26 protein-coding genes are annotated in these 24524 nt (G+C 71.8%); 12 read left to right on the plus strand and 14 right to left on the minus strand.

The genetic code is table 11. From position 1 onward, the window contains the following. The first annotated feature begins 12 nt into the window (after positions 1–12). Both JOM49_RS23450 and JOM49_RS23455 read left to right on the plus strand, forming a co-directional pair. Entirely contained in the window at positions 13–963 is a 951-nt protein-coding gene (locus JOM49_RS23450; protein WP_209666394.1) for a DUF58 domain-containing protein, read from the plus strand. Beyond that, positions 960–1943 (plus strand): VWA domain-containing protein, encoded by a 984-nt coding sequence (locus tag JOM49_RS23455; RefSeq protein ID WP_209666395.1) that lies wholly within the window; start codon positions 960–962, stop codon positions 1941–1943. Before JOM49_RS23450 ends, JOM49_RS23455 begins: the two co-directional genes overlap by 4 nt. Here JOM49_RS23455 and JOM49_RS23460 read toward each other — a convergent pair. Next, a complete protein-coding gene (locus JOM49_RS23460) occupies positions 1921–2667 on the minus strand; it encodes a TetR/AcrR family transcriptional regulator (protein WP_209666396.1) in 747 nt (248 codons plus the stop codon). The two genes, JOM49_RS23455 and JOM49_RS23460, sit on opposite strands and share 23 nt — an antisense overlap. A 31-nt stretch (positions 2668–2698) precedes the next feature. On the opposite strand from JOM49_RS23460, the gene JOM49_RS23465 reads away from it, so the two are divergent. After that, complete coding sequence (locus JOM49_RS23465; protein WP_209666397.1) at positions 2699–3895, plus strand: FAD-dependent monooxygenase; 1197 nt, start codon at positions 2699–2701, stop codon at positions 3893–3895. Positions 3896–3976: 81 nt separating this feature from the next. Here JOM49_RS23465 and JOM49_RS23470 read toward each other — a convergent pair whose 3' ends face one another. The 5 genes from JOM49_RS23470 to JOM49_RS23490 all read right to left on the minus strand — a co-directional run bounded on the left by JOM49_RS23470 (position 3977) and on the right by JOM49_RS23490 (position 8895). Further along, positions 3977–4441, minus strand: coding sequence for a tRNA (cytidine(34)-2'-O)-methyltransferase (locus JOM49_RS23470; protein WP_209666398.1), 465 nt, complete (start codon positions 4439–4441; stop codon positions 3977–3979). A gap of 223 nt (positions 4442–4664) precedes the next feature. Then, entirely contained in the window at positions 4665–5612 is a 948-nt protein-coding gene (locus JOM49_RS23475; protein WP_209666399.1) for a hypothetical protein, read from the minus strand. A 314-nt stretch (positions 5613–5926) separates the two neighbouring features. Next, complete coding sequence (locus tag JOM49_RS23480) at positions 5927–6862, minus strand: TAXI family TRAP transporter solute-binding subunit (RefSeq protein WP_209666400.1); 936 nt, start codon at positions 6860–6862, stop codon at positions 5927–5929. After that, on the minus strand, positions 6859–8238 hold the full coding sequence (locus JOM49_RS23485; protein WP_209666401.1) for a HAMP domain-containing sensor histidine kinase: 1380 nt from the start codon (positions 8236–8238) through the stop codon (positions 6859–6861). The genes JOM49_RS23480 and JOM49_RS23485 overlap by 4 nt, the downstream gene beginning before the upstream one ends. Before the next feature lie 3 nt (positions 8239–8241). Then, positions 8242–8895, minus strand: a complete 654-nt coding sequence (locus tag JOM49_RS23490; protein ID WP_308158845.1) for a response regulator transcription factor — start codon at positions 8893–8895, stop codon at positions 8242–8244. Positions 8896–9039: 144 nt separating this feature from the next. On the opposite strand from JOM49_RS23490, the gene fabG reads away from it, so the two are divergent. Next, positions 9040–9744, plus strand: a complete 705-nt coding sequence (gene fabG / locus JOM49_RS23495) for a beta-ketoacyl-ACP reductase (protein WP_209666403.1) — start codon at positions 9040–9042, stop codon at positions 9742–9744. A gap of 46 nt (positions 9745–9790) precedes the next feature. Beyond that, a complete protein-coding gene (fabI, locus tag JOM49_RS23500) occupies positions 9791–10558 on the plus strand; it encodes an enoyl-ACP reductase FabI (RefSeq protein ID WP_209666404.1) in 768 nt (255 codons plus the stop codon). Positions 10559–10664: 106 nt separating this feature from the next. Here the strand turns inward: fabI and JOM49_RS23505 are convergent, their stop codons facing one another. The 3 genes from JOM49_RS23505 to JOM49_RS23515 all read right to left on the minus strand — a co-directional run bounded on the left by JOM49_RS23505 (position 10665) and on the right by JOM49_RS23515 (position 12904). Continuing rightward, a complete protein-coding gene (locus tag JOM49_RS23505) occupies positions 10665–11060 on the minus strand; it encodes a nuclear transport factor 2 family protein (RefSeq protein WP_209666405.1) in 396 nt (131 codons plus the stop codon). Between the two features lie 25 nt (positions 11061–11085). Then, a complete protein-coding gene (locus JOM49_RS23510) occupies positions 11086–12255 on the minus strand; it encodes a Cmx/CmrA family chloramphenicol efflux MFS transporter (protein WP_209666406.1) in 1170 nt (389 codons plus the stop codon). A 73-nt stretch (positions 12256–12328) separates the two neighbouring features. After that, on the minus strand, positions 12329–12904 hold the full coding sequence (locus JOM49_RS23515) for a TetR/AcrR family transcriptional regulator (RefSeq protein WP_209666407.1): 576 nt from the start codon (positions 12902–12904) through the stop codon (positions 12329–12331). An 83-nt stretch (positions 12905–12987) separates the two neighbouring features. Between JOM49_RS23515 and JOM49_RS23520 the strand changes: the two genes are divergently transcribed. From JOM49_RS23520 to JOM49_RS23530, 3 genes are all read left to right on the plus strand, one after another. Further along, positions 12988–14034 carry a ferrochelatase gene (locus JOM49_RS23520; protein WP_209671510.1) on the plus strand — a complete coding sequence of 349 codons (1047 nt, stop codon included), beginning with the start codon at positions 12988–12990 and terminating at the stop codon, positions 14032–14034. Positions 14035–14099: 65 nt separating this feature from the next. After that, positions 14100–14642, plus strand: a complete 543-nt coding sequence (locus JOM49_RS23525; RefSeq protein ID WP_372444066.1) for an RNA polymerase sigma factor — start codon at positions 14100–14102, stop codon at positions 14640–14642. A gap of 30 nt (positions 14643–14672) precedes the next feature. Then, positions 14673–15146: a peroxiredoxin family protein gene (locus JOM49_RS23530; RefSeq protein WP_209666408.1), complete on the plus strand. Its 474-nt coding sequence runs from the start codon at positions 14673–14675 to the stop codon at positions 15144–15146. Here the strand turns inward: JOM49_RS23530 and JOM49_RS23535 are convergent. Continuing rightward, positions 15119–15865 carry a metallophosphoesterase gene (locus JOM49_RS23535; RefSeq protein ID WP_209666409.1) on the minus strand — a complete coding sequence of 249 codons (747 nt, stop codon included), beginning with the start codon at positions 15863–15865 and terminating at the stop codon, positions 15119–15121. The genes JOM49_RS23530 and JOM49_RS23535 overlap by 28 nt on opposite strands. After that, positions 15862–16659: an Rv1486c family protein gene (locus JOM49_RS23540; RefSeq protein WP_209666410.1), complete on the minus strand. Its 798-nt coding sequence runs from the start codon at positions 16657–16659 to the stop codon at positions 15862–15864. The genes JOM49_RS23535 and JOM49_RS23540 overlap by 4 nt, the downstream gene beginning before the upstream one ends. Positions 16660–16733: 74 nt before the next feature. Here JOM49_RS23540 and JOM49_RS23545 point away from each other — a divergent pair, with 74 nt between their 5' ends. Together JOM49_RS23545 and JOM49_RS23550 are read left to right on the plus strand one after the other, a co-directional pair. Beyond that, positions 16734–18131 (plus strand): sigma 54-interacting transcriptional regulator, encoded by a 1398-nt coding sequence (locus JOM49_RS23545; protein ID WP_209666411.1) that lies wholly within the window; start codon positions 16734–16736, stop codon positions 18129–18131. Further along, complete coding sequence (locus JOM49_RS23550; RefSeq protein WP_209666412.1) at positions 18128–20068, plus strand: vWA domain-containing protein; 1941 nt, start codon at positions 18128–18130, stop codon at positions 20066–20068. Before JOM49_RS23545 ends, JOM49_RS23550 begins: the two co-directional genes overlap by 4 nt. A 21-nt stretch (positions 20069–20089) precedes the next feature. On the opposite strand, the gene JOM49_RS23555 is transcribed toward JOM49_RS23550, so the two are convergent. The 3 genes from JOM49_RS23555 to JOM49_RS23565 form a co-directional block, all read right to left on the minus strand. Then, entirely contained in the window at positions 20090–20311 is a 222-nt protein-coding gene (locus tag JOM49_RS23555) for a hypothetical protein (protein ID WP_209666413.1), read from the minus strand. Positions 20312–20341: 30 nt separating this feature from the next. Then, complete coding sequence (locus JOM49_RS23560) at positions 20342–21526, minus strand: S8 family serine peptidase (protein WP_209666414.1); 1185 nt, start codon at positions 21524–21526, stop codon at positions 20342–20344. A gap of 112 nt (positions 21527–21638) precedes the next feature. After that, entirely contained in the window at positions 21639–22973 is a 1335-nt protein-coding gene (locus JOM49_RS23565; RefSeq protein WP_209666415.1) for a cytochrome P450, read from the minus strand. A gap of 83 nt (positions 22974–23056) precedes the next feature. Between JOM49_RS23565 and JOM49_RS23570 the strand changes: the two genes are divergently transcribed. Together JOM49_RS23570 and JOM49_RS23575 are read left to right on the plus strand one after the other, a co-directional pair. Continuing rightward, positions 23057–23653: a TetR/AcrR family transcriptional regulator gene (locus tag JOM49_RS23570; RefSeq protein ID WP_209666416.1), complete on the plus strand. Its 597-nt coding sequence runs from the start codon at positions 23057–23059 to the stop codon at positions 23651–23653. A gap of 77 nt (positions 23654–23730) precedes the next feature. Next, positions 23731–24501 (plus strand): MerR family transcriptional regulator, encoded by a 771-nt coding sequence (locus JOM49_RS23575; protein ID WP_209666417.1) that lies wholly within the window; start codon positions 23731–23733, stop codon positions 24499–24501. The last annotated feature ends 23 nt before the right edge of the window (positions 24502–24524 follow it).

Below are 24524 nucleotides of genomic sequence, written 5' to 3' on the forward strand. Positions count from 1 at the left end.
GCGGCGAGGTAGATGTTTTCGGCGAAGGACACCAAGGACGAACGACCCCGCTGGGCGCCGCCGATCCTGCGGGGCGACCGGCTCGAAGCCGGGTTGCGCACGCTCGAACTCGACGTGCGGCGGCGGCTCGACGGGCTGATGCAGGGCAACCACCTCGGCCTGGTCCCCGGCCCCGGCTCCGAGCCGGGGGAGGCGCGGCCGTACCAGCCCGGTGACGACGTGCGCCGGATGGACTGGGCGGTCACCGCGCGCACCACGGTGCCGCACATCCGGGAGACCGTGGCGGACCGCGAACTGGAGACCTGGGTGGTGGCCGACCTCTCGGCCAGCCTGGACTTCGGCACCGCCTTGTGCGAGAAGCGCGACCTGGTGGTCTGCGCGATGGCCGCGCTCGCGCACCTGACCGGGGGCGGGGGCAACCGGATCGGCGCGATCATCTCCACCGGCGCGCAGACCGCCCGCATCCCGGCCCGGGGCGGCCTGGCCCACGCGCGCGGCCTGGTCCGCAAGGTGGCGGAGACGCCACGCGCGGGTGAGGGCACCCGGGGTGATCTGCCCGCCGCCATCGAGCAGCTGCGGCGGCCGCCCCGGCGGCGCGGGCTGGTCGTGGTGATCTCGGACTTCCTCGGTGGCATGGAATGGCAGCGGCCGCTGCGCGGGCTGTCCGCGCGGCACGAGCTGATCGCGGTCGAGGTGCTCGACCCGCGTGACCTCGACCTGCCGGAGGTGGGCACCGTGGTGCTGGCCGACCCGGAGTCGGGGCGCCAGCGCGAGGTGCACGCCACCCCGTTGCTGCGCAAGGAGTTCGGTGCCGCTTCACGGGCGCACCGGGCCGAGGTGGCCGCCGGGATCCGGCGCGCCGGGGCCGGGCACCTGGTGCTGCGCACCGATTCGGACTGGATCGCGGACATGGTCCGCTTCGTGGTGGCCCGCAAGCGCGGATGGTCGGGAGGTGTCGCATGAGTTTGACCGGATTCGCCGCGCCGTGGTGGTTCCTGCTGTTGATCGCGGTGGCCGCGGTGGTGGCCGGTTACGTGGTGGTCCAGCGCCTGCGGCGGCGCCGCACACTGCGTTTTTCCAACCTCGAGCTGCTGGAGAAGGTGGCGCCCAGGAGCGAGCGCCGGATCCGGCACGTGCCGGCCGCGCTGATCACCGTGGCGCTGATCCTGTTCACCGTGGCGCTGGCCGGGCCGACCGCCGAGGCGAAGGTGCCGCGCAACCGCGCCACGGTGATGCTGGTGATCGACGTGTCGCTGTCGATGGAGGCCACCGACGTCGCGCCGAGCCGGATCAAGGCGGCGCAGGAGGCGGCGCGCTCGTTCGCCCAGGGGCTGACGCCCGGGGTGAACCTGGGGCTGATCTCCTTCGCGGGCACGGCGACCGTGCTGGTGGCGCCGACCACCGAGCGGGTCAACGTGGTCAAGTCGATCGACAACCTCAAGCTCGCCCAGTCCACCGCGACCGGTGAGGGCGTGTTCGCGGCGCTGCAGTCGATCGAGGGCTTTTCGTCGGTGATCGCGGGTGCCGAGGGCCCGCCGCCGGCCCGCATCGTGCTGATGACCGACGGCAAGCAGACCGTGCCGACCGACGACCCGTACGGGCCGAGGGGCGGGTTCACCGCCGCGCAGGCCGCGCGCCAGGCGCAGGTGCCGATCTCCAGCATCTCGTTCGGCACCTCGCAGGGCACCGTCGAGATCGAAGGCGAACAGGTCCCGGTCGAGGTGGACGACGAGTCCATGCGGGAGATCGCCAAGCTCTCCGGCGGCGAGTTCTACAAGGCGGCGACCGCCGAGGAACTCAAGCAGGTCTACGCCAACCTCGGCGAGCAGATCGGCTACGAGACCAAGGACGCCGACGCGAGCAGGCCGTGGGTGGTGCTGGGCACCCTGGTGCTCTTCGTCGGGGTCGGCAGCTCCCTGCTCATCGGTCAGCGCCTGCCGTAGCCCGCTTCTCGATGAGGGCGGCCACGCCGTCCAGGATGCGGTCGAGGCCGAAGGCGTAGCCGAATTCGCGGTCCGGCTCGGCCGTGCTTTCCGGGTAGTCGAACGCGCCCGCCTCGATCGCCGTGCGCAGTGCGGGGAAGCGGCGGGCGTCGACAAGCTCGCCGAGCAGGGCGCTGTGTGCGGCCACCGACTCGCTCGAAGCGGCTGTGCCGAGTTCGGCGCTCATCCGGGCGGCGGTGAGCAGGTGGCCCGCGACCAGCAGGACCACGCCCGCCTTGTCGGCTTCGGTGAGCCCGGTGCCGCGCAAGGTGCGCAGGGCGCGATCGGTCCACGCCAGCTGGTTCGGCGTGATCGGCGGGCCGGTGATCGGCAGGTGCGGGATCCACGAATGGGCCCGCAGCATCGTCCACTGGGCGCGGCACCAGCGCTCCAGGCCGAGCCGCCAGTCGTCGCCGGGATCGTCGAGTTCGGGCGGTACGGCCGCGACCCGGTCCAGCATCAGCAGCAGCACCTCGTCCTTGCCCGGCACGTGCCGGTACAGCGACATCGCGGTGAAGCCCAGCCGGTCGGCGATCTTGGCCATGGACACCGCTTCGAGGCCACCGGCGTCGGCCAGCTCCACCGCCGTGCGCACGATCCTCGACACGCTCAGTCCCTGGCGGGGTTCCGGGTCGCCGGGTCCGGCCCAGAGCAGTTCGATCGCGGCGGGCAGTTTGTCGGCCATGGGGCCGAGTATATGCTATAAACCTGGGTTTATGGCATATACAACGATGATCATCGGCGGCGGTGTCGCGGGCGCGGCGAGCGCGATCGCCCTGCACAAGGCCGGGCTGAACCCGGTCGTCTACGAGGCGTACGACCGCGGCGCCGACAACGCGGGGGTCTTCCTGACGCTGGCGGTGAACGCGCTCGACGCGCTGCACGCGCTGGGGATGGACGTCAGAGAGCTCGGGTTCGACACCCCGAGCATGGCGATCACCAGTGGTTCCGGCCGGAAGCTCGGCGAGTTGCCCTACGGCACGGCGCTTTCGGACGGCACGGTCAGCCGCACGGTCAAACGGGCCGACCTGTACCGCGCGCTGCGTGAGGAGGCCGTTCGCCGTGGCGTGCGCGTCGAGTACGGCAAGCGGCTCGTCGACGCGGAAAGCACCGGCGACGGCGTCCGGGCGGAGTTCGCCGACGGCACCACGGCCGAGGGCGACCTCCTGATCGGCGCGGACGGCCTGCGCTCACGCACCCGCGAGATCATCGCCCCGGACGCGCCCGGCGCGCGGTACGCCGGACTGCTCAACACCGGCGGCTACGCCCGCGGGGTCGAGACCGGTACCGAGCCGGGCGTGATGAACGCGATCTTCGGCAGGCGCTGCTTCTTCGCCTACACCGTGCACCCGGACGGCGAGGTCTGGTGGGTGGCGAACCCGGCGTACCCCACCGAGCCCACCCCGGCGGAGCTGGCGGCGATCACCCCGGAGCAGTGGCGTGCCCGCCTGACCGAGTTGTTCCGGCGTGACCGCGGGCCCGCCGCGGACATCGTCGCGGCCACCGACCGGGTGTTCGCCGGGTGGAACACCTACGACCTGCCCACCGTGCCGCGGTGGCACCGCGACCGGATGATCATCGTCGGCGACGCCGCCCACGCCACCGCGCCCTCGATCGGGCAGGGCGCGGCCATGGCCATCGAGGACACCGTGGTGCTGGCCAAGTGCCTGCGGGACAGCACGTCCGTCGACCACGCGTTCGCCGCCTACGAAGGCCTGCGCCGCGAGCGGGTGGAACGCGTGGTCGAGCAGGGCAACCGGACGGGCGGCTGGAAGGCGCTCGGCCCGATCGCCCGCCTGCCGCGCGACCTGATCATGAGCGTGGCGATGAAGCGGATGGCCCGCACCGGCGCCGACCCGAGCCGGTGGATCTACGAGCACCACCTCGACTGGGAGACCCCCGTGTCCGTTTAGGCACTGTCCGGTAAGTCAAGGTCGCGCTCTCCGCGCCCACCTGGATCACGAAGCCCATCGACCGGACTCACCGGACAGCGCCTAGGACGCACCGGCGAAATCATGCTGGCGCCAGGCTTCGTAGACGGAGACGGCGGCGCTGTTGGCCAGGTTCAGCGACCGGTTCGCCGGTCGCATCGGCAGGCGGACGCGGTCGGTGATCTCCGGGGCGTCGCGCACCTCCGGTGGTAACCCGGCCGACTCCGGCCCGAACATCAGCACGTCACCGGGGGAGTAGGCGACCTCGGTGTGGCGCTTGCTGCCCGCGGTGGTGAAGGCGTAGACCTTCGCGGGCAGCAGCGCGGCCCACGCCGACGCCAGATCGGGGTGCACCCGCACCACCGCCAGGTCGTGGTAGTCCAACCCGGCGCGGCGCAGGTGGTTCTCCTCGAAGTTGAACCCGAGCGGCTCCACCAGGTGCAGTTCGCACCCGGTGTTCGCCGCGAGCCGGATGGCGTTGCCGGTGTTGGGCGGGATTTCCGGCCGGTAGAACAAGATGCGGAACACCGGCCTACCCTAAAGAAGGTTAGACAGTGGTTTGCGTGGCGGTGCGGGTAGCGGAACCTCAGGCGTCTTCTCGCTCCGGGATCTCCACCTCATGAATACCGATTCACCACGGTGAAGCTGTCCTCGCGAGAAGACGCCTGAGAACCCGCGGCGGTGCGGGTCGGCGGCCCACAGCCAGCGGCTCCGCCGCTGAGGAAAACGTTGGTGGCCACCACTCACCCCATCAGGAGTTGTACGGCATGTTCGGCCACCACAGGACGCCGGCGCGGTAGCCCAGCTTGACCGTCCAGTAGAAGACGAAGAACGTGCCGACCAGGATGAAGGCGGCGGCCGAGACGCGGGCCGCGCGGCCGGGGGAGCGGGTCAGCCAGCGCTGGAAGCGGCCGCGGGTGGCCAGCATGACGATCAGGAACAACACGGCCACCCCGGCGATGTTGCCCGCGGACTGCAGCGCGAAGGTGAGGAAACCGAGCAGCGGGTTGTCGGTGGAGGCCGCGTACTCGTACAGCTTGCGGAACGGCGGGTACGGCCTGCCGATCAGGAACGCGCCCATCAGCCCGCCGAGGAAGACCAGTTCGGCCCCGGGACGGCGGGCGAAGAGCCCGGCCAGCGGGTTGCGGGCGATCCCGGCGTAGCTCAGCCCGCGCCACAGCATGATCAGGCCGATGATGCCGAAGACGATCCCGGCCTGCAGGATGCGCACCGGCAGCCCGGTCTCCGGGTCGCCGAGCCGCGCCGAGGACAGCTGCGGCATGCCGTCGCTGAACAGCACGCCGATCGCGCCGTAGAGCCCCGAGACCACCACCGCGCCGAAGAGCAGCAGACCGATCGGGCGCAGCATCGCCAGCAGGCGGCTGCGGTGGTCACCGGGCTGCGCGGCCAGCGGGGCCAGCGCACTGAACACGGCCACGTTGCACGCGGTGAACATGCCCGCGACGCCGGTGACGAAGGCGAACGCGATGGCCATGCCCGAACCGGAGATGGCCACCCCGGCGAGGTCCTCGCCGAAGATCGGCCCGGCGATCCCGCCCGCGATCACCTTGTCCACCAGGTGCGGGGACCACAGCACGGCGAGCACCACCCCGGCCAGGCCGGAGAGCAGCACCAGCCGCCACGGTTTCGGCGGTGCCCCGGAGAGTTCGGCGTCGGACAGGGAAGCGGGCTGGGTCATCGGGGTTCCTCCGTGGCCGGTCAGCACTGGTGCCGGAAGTGAACCGCGCTGTTGACCGCTGATCAAGATGCGATCGGCGCAACAGGGGTTGCTCACCACAGAACCCGGAACTGGGGTTGCCGGCCCGGGATCGCCTCCACGCCGAGGTCGTAATCGCTGGGGATCACCGCGGTCCAGTCTCGGTCGAGGAGGCGCACACCGTCCACACGCGACCCGTCGGCCCGCAGGATCTAGGGGTGGGCGAGCCGTTCGTCGCGCGGCCATTCGGGCCTGGTGCGGTAGGCGGAACGGGGCATCCCGGCTGTGCGAGCGTTTCAGCCGTGCAGTTCGCGGTAGGTCCGCACGGCACCGGGGTGCAGCGGGACCTCGCCGGTGCCGATCAGCGTGCGCACGTCCAGGAACTGCGCGCCGACCGCCTCGGCGGGCACCAGGTCGGCGGCGTGGTTGACCAGGACGCGCACCACGGCCGCCGCCACGTCGTCCGGCAGGGAAGGCGCGCAGGCCAGGAGGTTCGCGGTGCCGATGGTGGGTACCTCGCCCACGCCGTCGTAGGCGCGGGAGGGCACGCGCACCTGTTCGTAGACCGGGCCGTGCACCGCCGTCAGCACCGGCAGCACCTGGTCGAGCGCGAGCAGCCGGATCGGGGTGTCGCGGTCGAGTCCGCTGATCGCCGGGGTCGGCACCCCGCCGGACCAGATCAGCGCGTCCACCCGGTGCTCGCGCAGCGCGGCGATCGCGTCGTCGAGCAGCAGGGTGCTGGGCTGGACTTCGATCCCGGCGACGGTGAGCATCCGTTGAGCGAGGAAGGCGGCGCCGGAGAAGCGGGAACCGATGGCCACCGGCCGCCCGGCGAGCCCGGCCAGGTCGCGAACCGGGCCGTCGGCGCGGACGACCACCTGCAGGTAGTTCTCGTAGACCCGGCCGAGCGCACGCAGCGGCACCGGCGCGGGGAACGGCTCCTGGCCGAGCACCGCGGTCTGCGCCACGTCGGCCAGCACCAGGCCGAGGTCCACGGTGCCGTCGCGGAGCTGGGTCACGTTGGCGACGCTGGCCTCGGTCACCACAGCTTCACCGTGCAGGTCCGGCTCGGCCTTGGTGATCTCGGCGGCGAGCAGTTCGGCGAAGGCCAGGTAGAAGCCCCCGCGTTCGCCCGCCGCGATGGTCACCTTGCGCTCCGGGCCGCGATAACCGCCGGGCGCGCAGCCGGTGAGCAACGCCAGGCCGCCGAGGAGCAGGCTGCGGCGTCTCATGGGGACTCCAAGGGGAGTGCCACGCGGACGGTCAGGCCGTGTGGCTCGGTGTCGTGCAGGCTCAGGCTGCCGCCGTGGGCGGTGGCGAGCCGTTCCGCGATGGCCAGGCCGAGTCCGGTGCCGCGTGGGGCACCGTCGCCGCCGCGTCGCCAGAACCGTTCGGTGGCCTTCGCTCGTTCCTCTTCGGACAGTCCAGGACCGTTGTCACTGACCAGAAGCACCACGTTTTCGTCCGAGGTCGAACCGCTCAGGGTGACCTCGGGACCGCCGTAGCCGATGGCGTTGTCGAGCAGCACGTCCAGGACCTGCGCCAGATCGGTTTCGGGACACCGCAGCAGCACGTCGGGGAGTTCGCCCACGCGGATGTCCACTTCGGACCTTTCGGCCGACGGGCGCCAGGCGTCGACCCGTTCCGCGACCACACTGCCCAGATCCGCGGACTCCGGCGAACTTTCGGCCGCCGCCCTGGTCGCCGTGCTCTCGGCGACGGCCAGCGCCAGCAGTCCGTCCAGCAGGGACTCCAGCCGCTCCACTTCGGTCACCGTCGCCCGGTAGGTGCGCTGGCCGTCCTCGCTGACCTCGGGCGCCAGTGAGTCCACGCGCAGGCGCAGCGCGGCCATCGGGTTGCGCAGCTGGTGAGAAGCGTCGGCGACCAAGCGCCGTTGCTGCTCGGCGGATTCCAGCACGGCGTCGGACATCTGGTTGAACTCGGTGGCCAGCACGCGCAATTCCTTCGGGCCCGCGCTGGCCGGCACCTGGACGCGCCGTCCGCCGGTCACCGCGAGCACCCCGTCTTCCAGTTGGTGCAGGGGTTTCAGCACCCAGCGCGCGAACAGCCAGGCCAGCGCGGCGAAGGCGAGGGCCGCGGCCACCGCGCCGAGGCCGGTGAGCAGCCAGCGGCGACCGACCTCGGCCGCGGCGGTGTCCACCGAGGCCCGGAGCAGCACCACACCGGCGACGCGTGTGCTCGGGCCGACCGGGCGCGCGAACACCACCGGCTCGGCCGACCACGGGCTGAGGGTCTCCGGCGCCGGGGCGGCCTGGTTGCGCAGGGTGGCCTCGATCAGCTCCCGGACCGGCGGCTGGTCCGCGCTCAGCTCCTGGCTTTCCACCAGCGGACGGCGGTTGGCGTCGACCACCAGCACCGGTTCGTTGTATAACGTCCTATACGCTTCCGCCTCGGCGCGCAGCATCGCCACGTCGCCGGATTCGACGGCCTGTTGCGCGAGCAGGACGAAGCGGTCGACGTCGGCGTTGCGGCTGATCACCAGTTGCTGCGTGCGCTGGTCGGCGGTGGCCGACAGCAGCGGCACGGCGAAACCGGCGACCGCGACCAGTGCGAACACCAGCAGGGCGACGAGCAGGCGGGCGCGCACGGGTCAGCCGCCGAGCCGGTAGCCGAAGCCGCGGATGGTGGTGAGCAGGCCAGGGCGGTTCAGCTTCGCCCGCAACTGGGTCAGGTGCACGTCGAGCGAGCGGGACACGGCCAGCCGGGCGTCGCCCCAGACCTCGTCCATCAGCTGCTGGCGGCTGACCGCGGTGCCCGGACGGTCCGCCAGCACCGCCAGCAAGCCGAACTCCTTGGTGGTCAGGGTGACCTCGGTACCGCCGACCAGCACCCGCCGCGCGGCCAGGTCGATCTCCACGTCGGCGACCCGCACGACCTCCAACGCCGCGCTGTCGCGAGCCCGGCGGGCGACCGCGTCCATCCGGGCCAGCAGTTCGGCGAGGCGGACCGGCTTGGTCAGGTAGTCGTCGGCGCCCAGGTGCAGCCCGCTGACCACCGAGCGCTCGTCGTCACGGGCGGTGAGCACGACCACCGGCACGGCGGAGACCTGGCGGATCCGGCGCAGCACGTCGAGCCCATCGGTGTCGGGCAGGCCGAGGTCGAGCAGGAGGAGGTCCGCGTCACCGTGCCGGGTGAGCGCGTCGGCGCCTCGCGCGGCCCTGGTCACCACGTGCCCGCGACCCCCGAGCGACTCGGTCAGGGCGTCGGCCACCCCGTCGTCGTCCTCGACGAGCAGCACGCGCACGACGGGTCCTTCCACCTCGGGCTTTCCGCGCATTGTGCCGTACCGGGGCTACCAGCCAGTAGAGGTGGCGCGCGTGCAGCGGCCGGTACCCGGATGGATAACCTTCGTGCGTCAGCAGCGGCACGAGGACTAGGGAGTGCATACGTGGGACGGTCCGTTCTGGTCACCGGGGGTAATCGCGGCATCGGCCTGGCGATCGCGCGCGATCTCGCGGCGCAGGGGCACAAGGTCGCGGTGACCCACCGCGGTTCCGGCGCTCCCGACGGGCTGTTCGGGGTGCGTGCCGACGTCACCGACAGCGAGCAGATCGACGCCGCCTTCAAGGAGGTCGAAGCGCACCAGGGGCCGGTCGAGGTGCTGGTGTCGAACGCGGGCATCACCGACGACACGCTGCTCATGCGCATGGGTGAGGAGCAGTTCACCCGGGTGATCGACGCGAACCTGACCGGCGCCTACCGCGTCGCCAAGCGCGCCACCCGCGCGATGCTGAAGGCGCGCTGGGGCCGGTTCGTGTTCATCTCCTCGGTGGTCGGCCTCTCCGGTTCGGCCGGCCAGCTGAACTACGCGGCGAGCAAGGCCGGCCTTGTCGGGCTGTCCCGGTCGCTGGCCAGGGAACTGGGCTCGCGCAACATCACCTCGAACGTGATCGCGCCGGGCTTCGTCACCACCGAGATGACCGATGAGCTGCCCGAGGCCCGCCGCAAGGAGATCCTCGCCACGATCCCGTCCGGCCGGTACGCCGAGCCTGCTGAGATCGCGGCGGCGGTGCGCTTCCTCTCGTCCGACGAGGCTGGCTACGTCAACGGCGCGGTGCTGCCCGTCGACGGCGGCCTCGGCATGGGCCACTGACGCCAGGGCCACCGACCCGTTTTCCCACCCGAACCTGGAGGTATTTGTGACCGGACTGCTCGAAGGCAAGCGCCTGCTGATCACCGGGGTGATCACCGACGGCTCGATCGCCTTCCACGCCGCGAAGGTGGCGCAGGAGCAGGGCGCGAAGGTGGTGCTCACCGGCTTCGGGCGGATGTCGCTGGTCGAGCGGATCGCCAAGCGCCTGCCCGAGCCCGCGCCGGTGATCGAGCTGGACGTGCAGGACAACGAGCACCTGGACACGCTGGCCGACCGGGTGCGCGAGCACGTCGACGGCCTGGACGGGGTGCTGCACTCGATCGGGTTCGCCCCGCAGAGCTGCCTCGGCGCGCCGTTCCTGGACGCCCCGCGTGAGGACGTTTCGGTCGCGGTGGAGGTGTCGGCGTACTCGTTCAAGTCGCTGACCACCGCGGTGCTGCCGCTGCTCAGTGAGGGCGCGTCGGTGGTCGGTATGGACTTCGACGCCCGCGTGACCTGGCCTGCCTACAACTGGATGGGCGTGGCGAAGGCGGCGCTGGAGTCGGTCAACCGCTACCTGGCGCGCGAACTGGGGCCGAAGGGCATCCGGGTCAACCTGGTCTCGGCCGGTCCGGTGAAGACCATGGCCGCGAAGTCCATCCCCGGCTTCGGCGAGCTGGAGGACATGTGGGGCGAGAAGGCCCCGCTGGGCTGGAACACCCAGGACCCGACGCCGGTGGCGAAGTCCATCTGCGCGGTGCTCTCGGACTGGCTGCCCGCCACCACCGGCTCGATGATCTGGGTCGACGGCGGCGTGCACACGCTCGGCCTCTGACCCCGTAGCCAAGCCTGGCGAATGCTATGAGTGGGGCATTACTTGCATTGAACGCAAGTAATGCCCCACTCCTGGCATTGAGCGGAGCCGTCCCGGGCTCAGGGCATCAGGCGGGCCGGGTGGCCTCGGCGATGTGCCAGCTGTCCTCGTGCAGGTGGTACCGGGTGATCAGGCCACCGGTCACGGTCATTTCGATGGCGAACCGGGTCTCGATCCAGCGCCCGGTGGACCGGACCCGCGAGCGCAGGTGCCCGGTGCGCACCGCCCGCTCACCGTCCACAAAGGTCCGTTCCACCTCGTAGACGTCGCGCTCCAGGTAGCGGTCCAGGTCGGCGAAGAACTCGCGGACCTCGGCGCGGGTGGTGCGCTTGCCGATCCACGGCACGGTCGCGGTGTCGCCGGGGATGTCCCAGTCGACGGTCTCGGCGAACAGTCCGGCGATCCGGCCGGGGTCGTAGTCGGCCATCCGGCGGTCGAGTTCCGCCAGCACCTCGCGTGTCATGGCTTTTCCTTTCCTGTCAAGGGTTTCAGGCGAGAACCAGTGCGCGTTCGTCCCGCTGCTGCAGTGCGGAGGCGAGTGCGACGCCACCGAGGGCCAGCACGCCGAGCGCGATGCTCACCCAGGTGACGCTGAGGTAGCCGAGGCCGGCGTCGATGGTCAGGCCGCCGAGCCAGGGCGCCACCACGATGCCGGCGTTGAACGCGGAAACGTTGCTGGCGCCGGCCAGCGTCGGCGCGGCCGAGGCCAGCGCGAACACGCGGACGTTGAGCGCGGGGTTGGTCAGGAAACCGGTCAGCCCCAGCAGGAACGCCGCCGTCACCGCCACCGCGGTCGACGAACCGGCCACCGCGAGCACCGCCAGTACCACCACCGCCGCGCCGATCCCGCCCGCCAGTGTCCTCAGTGGATGGACGTCGGCGAGCCGCCCGCCCAGGGTGATGCCGATGACCGCGCCCACGCCGTACAACCCGAGCACGCCGGGCAGCCAGCCGGTCGGCAGGCCGCTCACCTCGGTGAGTAGGGGAGCCAGGTAGCTGAACGTCGCCATCGCCATCGCGGTGCTGGCCGAGGTGATGGCGAAAGCCAGCCACAGCCGGGGATCGCGGTAGGACCGCAGTTCGCCGCGCAGGCTCGGGCGCTCGGCAGCGGGCCGGACCGACGGCACCAGCAGCAGCACCCCGACGATGGCCACGGCGGTCAGTGCCGCCACCGCCCAGAACGCCGAGCGCCAGCCCGCGAACTGGCCGAGGAAGGTGCCCGCCGGCACGCCGAGCACGTTGGCCACGGTCAGCCCGCCCGCCATCACCGCCAGCGCGCGGCCACGGCGTTCCGGCGGCACCATCGCCACCGTGGTGACCGCGGCGACCGCCCAGAACCCGGCGGCGGCCGCCGCGCTGACCACCCGCGAGGCGAACAGCAGCCCGTAGGTGGGTGCGACAGCGCCGACCACGTTGCCCAGCAGGAAGAGCACGAGCATGCCGAGCAGGGTGAGCTTGCGCGGCAACCGGAGCGTGGCCGCGGCCAGCAGCGGCGCGGCCACCAGCATGCCCACGGCGAACGCCGAGATCAGCAGCCCGGCGTCGGGGATGCTGACGCCGAGGTCGGTGGCGATCGGCGGCAGCAGCCCGGACAGCATGAACTCCGAGGTGCCGAGCGCGAAGATGCTCAGCGCCAGTACGTAGACGGCGATCGGCATCCGTCCCCCTTTGTTTTGGATCGAATGGTTCAAAATGTGGGCAGCGCAAGGTCGGGCGGATGGCGACGGGAGGTCAGAGCGTGCTGAGGGCGAGTTCCGCGATGCGTTCGAGCGTGGGGCGGTCGGTGCCGCTGCGTGCGCTCAGCCGCAGCGCGGCGATCTGGCTGTGCAGGAACCGGGCCACCACCAGCGCGTCGTGGTCGCTGTCGAGCTCGTCTTCGCGCTGCCCGGCGAGCACCACAGCGTGTATCGCGGCCACGTAGCGCTCAGCGTCCTTCGCCAGCTGGGCGCCGACCTCCGGGTCCTTGTCGCCGAGTTCGGCGAGCGTGTTCACCGCGAGGCAGCCGCGGTGGTCGCTGGTGAACTCGTCCTCGATGGTGTCCAGCAGCAGGGTGCGCAGCTTCTCGCGCGGCGACCCCGGGCTTTCGAGGAAGTCGATCTGGTGCTGGGTCATGGTGTCGCAGTAGTGCTGCAGCGCGCGGACGAACAACGCGTGCTTGCTGCTGAAGGTGTTGTAGATGCTGCTGCGCCCGAGTCCGGTGGCTTCGCAGAGCTGCTGGGTCGACGTGCCTTCGTAGCCGCCTCGCCAGAACGCGTGCATCGCGGAGTCGATGGCGGCTCGCTCGTCGAATTCACGGGGGCGGGCCATGGGCAGCACCCTACCTGTTTTGGACCGCTTGTTGCAAAACCCCGGGCAAGCGTGGCCGGGATCACCGGGGGAAGATGGACACCGTGGGTTACGACGCGTTGCTCTGGTTGTCGTTCGGTGGTCCCGAGGGCCCGGACGAGGTCATGCCGTTCCTGGAGAACGTGACGCGCGGGCGGGGTGTGCCGCGCGAGCGCCTCGAAGAGGTCGCCGAGCACTACCAGCACTTCGGCGGCGTCTCGCCGATCAACCGGCTCAACCGCGACGCGATCGCGGCGGTGGAGAAGGAGCTCGCGGCACAGGGGCTCGGCCTGCCGATCTACTTCGGCAACCGCAACTGGCAGCCCATGGTCGAGGACACGCTGGCCCGGATGAAGGCCGACGGCGTGCGCAACGCGCTGGTCTTCCCGACGAGCGCCTACGGTGGCTACTCCGCCTGCCGTCAGTACGACGAGGACATCGAACGCGCGCGGTCGGCGGTCGGCGAGGACGCGCCGGAACTGACCAAGCTGCGCCAGTTCTTCGACCACCCGTTGTTCATCGGTGCCTTCGCCGACGCCCTGCGCACGGCCCGCGCCGAACTGGACGACCCGGCGGGCGCCCGGATCGTGTTCGTGGCGCACTCGGTGCCGGTCAGCGCGGACAAGGCAGCCGGGCCACCCGAAGAAGGCGGGCACCGGTATTCGCGTCAGATCGCCGAAGCGGCGCGGTTGGTGGCAGCCGAGGCCGGGGTCGGGACCTACGACGTGGTGTGGCAGTCGCGTTCCGGGCCGCCGCAGGTGCCGTGGCTCGAACCGGACATCGTCGACCACATCGACGCGCTGCACGCCGAGGGTGTGCGCTCGGTGGTCGTCTGCCCGGTCGGTTTCGTCTCCGACCACCTCGAGGTCATCTGGGACCTGGACAACGAAGCCGCCGAACGCGCGCAGGAACTCGGCATGGGCTTCGCCCGCGCGGCGACGCCCGGCACCGATCCCCGCTTCGCCGAGCTGGTCGTGGAACTGATCCGTGAGCAGGTTTCCGGTGCTCCCGCGCGGAAGTTGTCGGACTTCCCGGTGGCGGGCTGCACGGTCAACGGCGCGCCCTGTGCGATCGCCTGCTGCGAACCGGCTCGCCGGCGTCCGGTGAGCTGAATCCTTCTCGGCGGGACCCGGCTCTTGTAGGGGCCGGGACAGTCCCGGTGCTGGAGGAGGTTGCCGTGGACGCCGTGGACCGGGATGGGTGGCCCCGGGAGACCTTGGTCGCCGCCGCGCAGGGCGGGGATCCCGGTGCCATCGCCGCCCTGGTTTCGGGTTCACACCCGCACGTGCAGCGCTTCGCGCGCTCGCTGTGCGCGTCGCCGGAGGACGCGGAGGACTCGGCGCAGGAAGCGCTGATCATCCTGTACCGCAAGATCGGCACCCTGCGGGCATCCGGCGCACTGGCGTCGTGGATGTTCCGGATCGTGCGCAACGAATGCCTTCGCCGGGCCCGCCGGGCTTGGCGCGGCGACGATCTGGCGCATTCCGGCGCGGTGGTGTCCGCGGAGGACGACGTGCTGCAACGGCTGGAGGCACAACGGGTGGCCGCGGCGATCGCCGAACTGCCCGCCGACCAGCGTCGCGTCCTGATCATGCGTGACATCCAGGGCTATCCCGGCCGCGCGGTCGCCGACGCGCTCGGCCTCAGCACGCCCGCGATGAAGTCCCGGCTGCACCGGGCCAGGGCCGCGGTCCGCCAGCTGCTGCTGGACGCCCGGTAACCGCACCAGCCATTCCCGAGGAGTTCCGTCATGCTCGAAATCGGTACCACCGTCCCCGACCTCGCACTGGAAGACACCGAAGGGCACGCCGTCCGGCTCGCGGACTACCGCGGCAAGGACAACGTGCTGCTGTACTTCATGCGCTCGACCACGTGTCCCGTGTGCAACAACCACGTCAAGGACCTCGCCCAGCTGACGGCCACCGACGTGCGTGTCCTGGTCGCCGTCCCGGAAGGCCGGACCCGGGCCGCGGCCTGGCTGGCGAAGCGGAAGCTGCCGTTCCAGGTGGTCACCGGCCGCCACGGCTCACCGCACGAAGCGGTCGGGTTGCCGCGCAAGGTGTTCGGCGCGCTGCAGCAGTCCGGCAGCCTGCTGATCGACCGGGACGGGAGCATCCGGCACGCCCACGCGGCGACCATGCCCACCCACAGCTACGACAAGAAGGGGATCACCGAAGCGATCCGCGCCCTCTCGGCTCAGGCGCCCGGTGGGACGACGCGGTAGTGCGTGGTCAGCCGCCGGTCGTCGTCCAGGAGGTGGAAGGCGATCGACGGCGGCGCGTCGAGGTCGGTGGTCTCGTGGCTTTCCCACGGCAGGTTGACCGTCGACACGACCCCCGGCACGACGAGCAGCGGCAGGCCGGCGAAGGTGCTCGCCGCTCCCGTGTGCGCGTGGCCACACAGCACCGCGACCACGTTGGGGTACCGGCCGAGCAGCGCGGCCAGCCGGTCCGTGCCCGACTGCCTGATGTCGTCGATGTACGGGATGTGCAGCACGACCGGCGGGTGGTGGAAGCACACGAACACCGGATCGTCCCCGGCGCCGTCGAGGACCGATTCGAGCCAGGCGAGCGTTCCGTCGTCGAGGTGGCCGTCGGCGCGGCCGGGGATGCTGGAGTCGCACAGGGCGAACACGGCGCCGCCGACGCGGTGCACCTGGTTGATCGGCTCGTCGGAGGCCTGCTCACCGAGCAACACCTCGCGGTACGGCCCGCGGACGTCGTGGTTGCCGGGGCAGTGCAGCGGCTTCCGCGGACCGGCGAAGAGCTTGGCGACCTGCTCGTACTCCTCGGCCAGGCCGTGATCGGCCAGGTCGCCGGTCACCAGCACCGCGTCGAGCTCGCCCGGCAGCCCGTCGAGGTGGGCGAACACGCGGGCCGCCCGGTCCAGGCTGCGCGGCCCGCCGTCGAGGTGCAGGTCGCTCACGTGCGCCAGCACGATCACGGCAACCGGTCCGGCTGATCGGCGAAGACCCGGATCGTCTCGTTGACGGCGGCGAACCGGGCGGTCCGGACGGCGTCGCTCAGGGGCCGCAGCGCGTCGGCACGGCGGATCGCGGCCGACGCCGAGAGCGCGCCACCCGGGTCGTCGGCGTGGGCCAGTGCGAGGATCGCGCCGATCTCTTCGGCCCGCTGCAACACGCGGAGCGCGCGGCCGGGGGTGCCGGACGGCCAGCTCACGTGGGCCGTGCGACGCAGGCGCTCGGACAGTTCGGCGCGCACGCCGGGGCGTTCCCTGGCCACGTCCAGTTCCTGGAGCGCGCCCGCGCTGTTCCGGGTCGCGCTGGTCAGGTCGTGTTCGGCCTCGCCGAGCCCGACGTACTCCATCGGCGCCGCCGTGGTGATCCGGTGCACGGTCCAGCGCAGCAGGCCTTCGGCGATCGTCTCCGGCACCACGCCGTACCCGACGTCGGGGAACACCACCGCCTCACCCGAGCGCAGCGCGGCTTCGGTCAGCGGGCCACCGCCGCCGAGACCGCGCACGTCGCCGGGCACCGGCAGCACGAACCGCGCGGAGCCGGCCCCGAGGCGGCGCAACGCGGTGAGGAAGGTCGCGAGCCCGGCCGGGCGCTCGCCGGTGACCGGGATGTCGAAGGCGTCGGCGACGAGCGGGTCGGCGGCCACCACCTCGTGGTCCTCGCCCCACACCCGGAGCGCGTCGAGGGCGTCGTCGGAGGCCGCGGCACCGTGGAGCCACGCCGAGGACCAGACCGCGAGGGACGCACTGGGACAGCACACGGATGCCAAGCGTACCGGGGCCCTGGAGCTGGTCCACGTCGACGGAGGCCGCGGAGGTCAGTAGCGTCGGTGGGGTGAACTCCGCACCAGCACACCTGCCCCGCACCGCGGGGGAGCTCCGCGCCGCCGGGTACACCCCGCGCGGGGTGAAAACCGAGATCCACGACAACCTGCTCACCGCCCTGCGGTCCGGCAAGGACCCGTGGCCGGGCATCGTCGGCTTCGGCCGCACCGTGCTGCCGCAGCTGGAACGCGCGCTGCTGGCCGGGCACGACGTGGTCCTGCTCGGCGAACGAGGACAGGGCAAGACCCGCCTGCTGCGCACCTTGGCCGGCCTGCTCGACGAGTGGACGCCGGTGATCGAGGGCGCCGAACTGCCCGAGCACCCGCTCGACCCGATCACCCCGGCTTCGCGCCGCCGGGCCGCCGAACTCGGCGACGAGCTGCCGGTGGCCTGGTTGCACCGGACCGAGCGCTACACCGAGAAGCTGGCCACCCCGGACACCTCCGTCGGTGACCTGATCGGCGACGTCGACCCGGTGAAGGTGGCCGAGGGGCGCAGCCTCGGCGACCCCGAGACCATCCACTTCGGACTGGTGCCGCGGGCGCACCGCGGCGTCGTGGCCATCAACGAGCTGCCCGACCTCGCCGAGCGCATCCAGGTCGCGCTGCTCAACGTGATGGAGGAACGCGACATCCAGGTCCGCGGCTACACGCTGCGGCTGCCGCTCGACGTGCTCGTGGTGGCCACCGCGAACCCCGAGGACTACACCAACCGCGGCCGGATCATCACCCCGCTGAAGGACCGCTTCGGCGCCGAGATCCGCACGCACTACCCGCTGGAGCTGTCGGCCGAGGTGGGTGTGGTGCGCCAGGAGGCGCAGCTGGTCGCCGAGGTGGGGGACCCGCTGCTGGAGGTGCTCGCCCGGTTCGTGCGCAACCTGCGCGAGTCCAGCGTGATCGACCAGCGTTCCGGCGTGTCCGCCCGGTTCGCCGTCGCGGCGGCGGAAACCGTTGCGGCGGCGGCGTTGCGACGTTCCGCGCTGACCGGTGAGGAGCCCGCCGTCGCCCGCCCGGTCGACCTGGAAGCCGTGCCGGCCGTGCTGCGCGGCAAGCTCGAGTTCGAACCGGGGGAGGAGGGCCGCGAGACCGAGCACCTGGTGCACCTGCTGCGCCGGGCGGTCGCCGAGACCGCGCGCGAGCGGTTCGCCGGGCTCGACCTGCGCCCGCTGGCCGACGTGATCGCCGACGGGCACCTGGTCGCCACCGGTGACCGCGTCCCGGGCGCCGACGTGCTCGCCGCGCTGCCCGAACTGCCGCTGCTGCACGAAGTCGCCCACCGCGCGGGGGTGTCCGCCGACGACTCGCCGGGGCGCATCGCCGCCGCGGTCGAACTGGCACTGGAATCGCTGTACCTCGCCCGCCGGGTGGCCAAGGACGAGGACGGGTCCAGCACGGTGTACGGGCCATGACCTACGCGTACGGGCCGTGGCACGACGGTCCCGACCCGCTGGCCCCGCCCGCCGACCTCCGCGACGCGCTCGACGAGATCGGCCGGGACGTGCTGGGCGGCTCGTCGCCCCGCGCGGCGCTGGAGGAACTGCTCCGGCGTGGCACCCGCGGCACCACCGGGCTGGACGAGCTGACCCGCCGCATCTGGCAGCGGCGCTCGGAGATCCAGCGGCGCAACAACCTCGACGGCACGCTCAACGAGGTCCGGCGCCTGCTGGACGAAGCGCTCGACGCGGAGAAGCGCGCGCTGTTCCCGGATCCGTCCGACGACGCGCGGTTCGACGAAGCCCGCCTGGACGCGTTGCCCCCGGGTACCGCGGCGGCGGTGCGGGAGCTGGCCGAGTACTCGTGGCGGTCCGAACAGGGCCGCGAGAACTTCGAGAAGATCCAGGAGCTGCTCGGCAAGGAGCTGCTGGATTCTCGGTTCGAGGGCATGAAGGAGGCACTGCAGGGCACGCGGCCCGAGGACGTCGAGCGGGTCCGGCAGATGCTGGCCGACCTCAACGCGCTGCTCGCCGCGCACGCGCAGGGCTTCTCCGACGTCCCCGAGCGCTTCGCCGAGTTCATGCGGCGGCACGGCGAATACTTCCCGGAGAACCCGAAGAACATCGACGAGCTGATCGACGCACTGGCCGCCCGGTCGGCCGCGGCCCAGCGCATGCTCAACTCGATGACCCCGGAGCAGCGCGCCGAGCTGGCCGAGCTGTCGCAGCAGGCGTTCGGCAGTCCCGAACTCGCGCAGCAGCTGGCCAACCTGGATTCCCAGCTGCGGGCACTGCGGCCGGGTGAGGACTGGGAGTCGGCCGGGCGGTTCCGCGGGAACAACCCGATGGGGCTCGGCGAGGGCGCGCAGGCGATGGCCGACCTCGCCGAACTGGACGCGCTGGCCGAGCAGCTCTCGCAGTCCTATCCCGGCGCGAGCCTGGACGACCTCGACCTGGAGGCGCTGACCCGCCAGCTCGGCCAGGACGCCGCCGTGGACGCCCGCAGGCTGTCCGAACTGGAACGCGAACTGCGTGGGCAGGGGTTGTTCGAACGGTCGCCGGACGGGTCGCTTCGACTGTCCCCCAAGGCTTTGCGCAGGCTGGGGGAGACGGCGCTGTCGGACGTGGTGCGCTCGCTGCGCGGGCGCACGGGTGACCGCGAGACCGCTTCGGCGGGCGCGGCGGGCGAGCCGACCGGTTCGACCCGGCTGTGGCGGTTCGGGGACACCCAGCCGTGGGACGCGTCGCGCACCGTGCGCAACGCGGTGCTGCGCAACGCCTCCACCGGCGGCGCGGCGGTGCGGCTGGACGTCTCCGACGTGGAGATCGCCGAGACCGAGCACCGGTCGCGGGCCGCGGTCGCGCTGTGCGTGGACACCTCGTGGTCGATGGTGCAGGAGGGCCGGTGGCTGCCGATGAAACGCACCGCGCTGGCCCTGCACCAGCTGATCTCCACCCGGTTCCGCCACGACGCGCTGCAGCTGATCACCTTCGGGCGCTACGCCGCGCCGGTCGAGCTGGGTGACCTGGTCGGCCTGGAAGGGGCATGGGAGCAGGGCACGAACGCCCACCACGCGCTGCTGCTGGCCGGACGGCACCTGCGGCGGCACCCCGGCGCGCGGCCGGTGGTGCTGATGGTGACCGACGGGGAGCCGACCGCCCACCTGGAGGCCGACGGCGAGGCGGAGTTCTCCTACCCGCCGCTGCCGCAGACCATCCGCCGGACCCTCACCGAGGTGGACCGGCTGGCGAAGCTGGGCGCGGCCGTCACCGTGTTCCGCCTCGGTGACGACCCGCGCCTGACCTCGTTCGTGAACCTGATCGCCCGCCGCTCCGGCGGGCGGGTGGTGGCGCCGGACCTGGACGGCCTCGGCGCCGCCGTGGTGGACGACTACCTGCGCAACCGCTTCTGACTCAGCGGGTGTCAGCGCGTGTCAGCGTTGGTCTACGTCGCGCTGCAGTTCCACGTCCCGGACCCCGGGCACGTCCTGCAGCGCGGCGACGTCGCCCGAGCCGATCGACCCGGTCACCGTGCCGATCGGTTCGAGCACCGCGTCGACGGTGAGCCCCGCCTCTTCCAGCGCGCTCACCACCGCCGGGATCGAGGACAGTTCCTCGTCGGCGATGGACACGATCACTTTGCGGTCCTCGGTCATCGCCGCTCCTCGCTGGTCACGGCCACCGGTTCAGGGCGCCTGCACCAGTCCAACACCTGAGTCCTGCGAAGACAACCCGCTGCGCAGCGAGCACTGCGAGAGCCTGCCCCACAGTTCCCAGCCCCGGGCGCCGTACTTCTGCGCCACGAGCGCGGCCAGGCCGGACACGTGCGGCGTGGCCATGCTGGTGCCGCTGATGCTGCGGTAGCGCTTCGGCATCGGCCACGCCGAGTGCACGTTCACGCCCGGCCCGCCGATGTCCACGCCGTGGCCCGCGTCCACCGAACCGGAGGAGAAGTCGGCGATCGCGCCGGCGGAGTCGACCGCGCCGACGGCGAGGATCGACGGGCAGTTCGCCGGGTGCCCGATCGGCGCGATGCTGCCGTTCGCCCGCTCGCTGGCGTTGCCCGCCGCGGCGATGATCAGCGTGCCGCGGCTCAGCGCGCGCTGGGCGACCTGCTCGTAGACCGGCGAGAACGGGTCACCGGGGTTGGTGTCCGCGCCCAGCGACATGGAGATGATCGCGCAGCCGTTGCTGATCGCCCAGGAGATGCCGGCCAGGATGCCGCCGTCGGAACCGGAACCGGAGTTGCCCAGCACCTTGCCCGCGTAGATCTCGGCCTCGTAGGCGATGCCGTAGCCCGGCCCGCCGTCGACCTTGCGCGGCCCGCACGAGGTGCCGATGCAGTGCGTGCCGTGGCCGTTGGCGTCCTGCACGTCCTCGCCGGTGACGAACGAGCTGGTGACCAGCGTGCGCCCGGCGAAGTCGGGGTGGCCGACGTCCACGCCGGTGTCCAGCACGGCGACCCGGACACCCTTGCCGCTGAACTGGCTCTCGTGCGCCCGGGTGGCCTGCAGGCCCCAGGTGAACAGCTTCTCGTCGATCGCGGCCTGCTCCGCGGTCGGCGCGGCGGGTGAGATCGCGAAGACCGTGCGCTCGGGCTCGATCCGGGAGATCGGCCCCGGCGCGTCGGCCGCCGCGGTGAGCGCGGCGACCTGGTCCTCGCCCGCCGTCACCACCGCCACGCCCAGTTCGTGCAACAGCAGCCCGTCGGCGTCGCCGAGCGAACCGGCCGTCGCGGTGTCGTACAGGTCCGCCGTGCTCGCCGTCCGCAGCCCGGCGACGTCGGCCATGCTCCGGGCCCCCGCCACGGCTGAATCCTCTTCCAGCAGGACCAGGTACCGCCCCGTGGTCCCGCTCGCGCCGTCCGTCATGTCCCCATCCCCTTGTGCTCGGAAAGTGTGCCTCTGGGTGAGTCGCTTTCCGGGCACCGGGCGCAACACGAATCACGTCACCTTTTGGTGGCGATCCGGCGGGCAGGGCTGATCAATTCCGCCCAGTGACAAGGATTCTCGCGCCGCGAGCGGGAACCATGGTGATGTGCCGGGCTTTCGCGTGTTCCCGGTTGGGCCGATCGGGCGACAGGTGGAAGCGGCGCAGCACCTCGCGCAGCACGACATTGGCTTCCATCAAGGAGAAACCGGCACCGAGGCAGCGGCGGACTCCGCCCCCGAACGGGAACCAGGTCCCGGCGGGCGGCGTGCCGTCGAGGAAGCGCTCCGGCCGGAACCGCGCCGGGTCGGGGTGGTTCGCCGGATCGGCGTGCACCAGCGCGATCGACGGCTGCACGGTGAACCCGGCGGGCAGCAGGTAGCCGCCGACCTCGACGTCCTCGGTGAGCCGCCGCGCGACCTCGTGGATCACCGGGTGCAGGCGCATCGCTTCCTTCGTCACCGCTTCGAGGTACTTCTCGTCGCCGGAATCGGCGGCTTCGGTGGCCGCGCGCAGGTGGGCGGGGTCGCGGGCGAGTTCGTGGAAGGCCCAGGCGAGCGTGGTCGCGGTGGTCTCGTGCCCGGCCAGCAGCAGGGTGATCAGCTGGTCGCGCAGTTCCGCGTCGGACAGCGGATCGTCACCCGGCACGGTGAGCAGGCGGGACAGCACGTCGCCGCGCGTGTCCAGGTCGTCCGCACGGCGGCGGTCGGCGATCTCGGCGTAGATCAGCTCGTCGATCTCCCGCTGCCGCTGGGCGTTCCGCTTCCACGGGCCGAACTTCTGCAGGTTCGCGTTGTGCCAGCCGAAGATGTCCAGCGGGCTGATGTCGAGCAACCGGCCCAGCAGGACGCGCAGCCGGTCCAGTCGTGGTCCGTCGGCCACCCCGAACACCACGCGCAGGATGACCTCCAGCGTCAGCGCCTGCATCCGTCCGTGTGAACGGAAAACCCGATCGTGGGGCCACCGCTGCACCTCGGCCACGGTCAGCTCGGTGACCATCTCGCGGTAGCCGCGCAGTGCCGAGCCGTTGAACGCGGGCATCAGCAGCTTGCGCGCCCGCATGTGCTCGTCCTCGTCGGTGAGCAGCACCGAGTGCTCGCCCATCAGCGGTTTGAGGATCGCGTTGCCCTCGCCGGCGTGGAAGGTGGTGGCCGGGCCGGTGAACACGGCCTTGATGTGCTCGGGGTCGGACAGCGAGACCACGTCGCGCTCGGGGTAGATCCGCAGCCGGACCACGTCGCCGTAGCGCCGGCGCGCCAGTGGCAGCAGGAACTGGCGGAAGCTGCCGAAGAGCAAGGTCTGCACGGCGACCGGCAGGCGCGGTCCCGGCGGCAGCGCCGCGGAACCGGTCGGGCGGGTGGCGGGACGGGTCGGTGCGGTGCTGGTCATGGCGTCTCCTCCCGAGGCGTCTGCCCCGATTTATACGCGCGTATAGATCGGCTGTCCAGATGGACAGCACCTAGGCTGTGGTGGTGGGTCACCGGGAAGAACTGCTGGCCGCCGCGCGGCGGCTGCTCGAGGACAAGGGCTACGCGCACATCACCGCGCGCGACCTGGTCGCCGCCTCGGGCACCAACCTGGCCTCGATCGGGTACCACTTCGGGTCCAAGGCCGGCCTGCTCACCGCGGCGATCGGCGAGGTCTTCGAGGAGTGGACCAACCAGCTGGCCGACATCGCGATGGCCGAGCCCGGCGTGCCGCCGATCGAGCGCGGCCGGGTGACCTGGACGGCGTTCCTGGAGAACCTCGACACCCGCCGCGCGCTGCTGCTGTCCTATGTGGAGGCTCTGGCCCAGGCCGAGCGGATGCCGTCGCTGCGCGAGCAGTTCGCCGCGCAGTACCGGCGCTGCCGGGGCCGGGTGGCCGGGCTGGTGGCGCAGTCGCTCGGCGAGGGCTGGTCCGCCGACGACCCGCGCTGCGCGGCGGTGGCGAGCTTCGTCATCGCGGTCTGCGACGGGCTTTCCGTGCAGTGGCTGCTCGATCCGGAGGGCGCGCCGAACGGCGAGGACCTGACCGCCGGGCTCGCCCTGCTCTGGTCGGCTTCGGCGCAGTGGCCGGAACGGGCTTGACCCTCACGCGACGTGAGGACCCAGAGTGGCCTTCGTCAGGGCCGGGACACCGGCCGAAAAGGGGAGAGGGGAACGCCGTGGGCTTGCCGGTCGGCCGGGTGGCCGAACTCGCCGGGGTGACCGTGCGCACGCTGCACCACTACGACGAGATCGGCCTGCTCACCCCGAGCGGCCGCAGCGCCGCCGGGTACCGCCGCTACAGCGACGCCGATCTGGACCGGCTGCAGCGCGTCCTGGTCTACCGGGAGCTGGGCTTCCCCCTCGAGACGATCGCGGCCATTGTGGACGAACCGTCGGGCGATCCGGTCGGGCACCTCGAGCACCAGCGCGAGTTGCTCCACGAGCGGATCGAGCGGTTGCAGCGCATGGTCGCGTCCGTCGAGCACGTGCTGGAGGCGAAGAAGATGGGCGAAGCGCTGACGCCGGAGGAGAAGCTGGAGGTGTTCGGCGGCTTCCGCGAGCCGGAAGGCTATGCCGAGCAGGCCGCCGCGCGCTGGGGTGGCACGCCGGAGTGGCAGTGGGCGCAGGAGAACGCCGAGCCGAGGACCAAGGAGGACTGGGCCGAGGCCGAGCGCGTCCGGCAGGACTGGGTGGAGCGGCTGCTCGCGCTGCTGGACGCGGGCGCCGCGCCGGACAGCGAGGCGGCGATGGACCTCGCGGAGGAGCACCGGCGGATGCTGGGGTCGTTCATGGGGGAGTGCGGGTATGAGATGCATCGCAACGTCACCGCGCTCTACGTGACCGAACCGGTACAGCTCGGTTTCCTCGTGCGCGAGCCGGACCAGCGCCCCGGCCTCGCCGAGTTCATCCGCGACGCCGTGGTGGCGAACTCCGCAAGGACGGAGTAGCGGCCCCGCCTTCCCGTCCGATC

It is taken from the genome of Amycolatopsis magusensis (assembly GCF_017875555.1).
Lineage (GTDB): Bacteria > Actinomycetota > Actinomycetes > Mycobacteriales > Pseudonocardiaceae > Amycolatopsis > Amycolatopsis magusensis.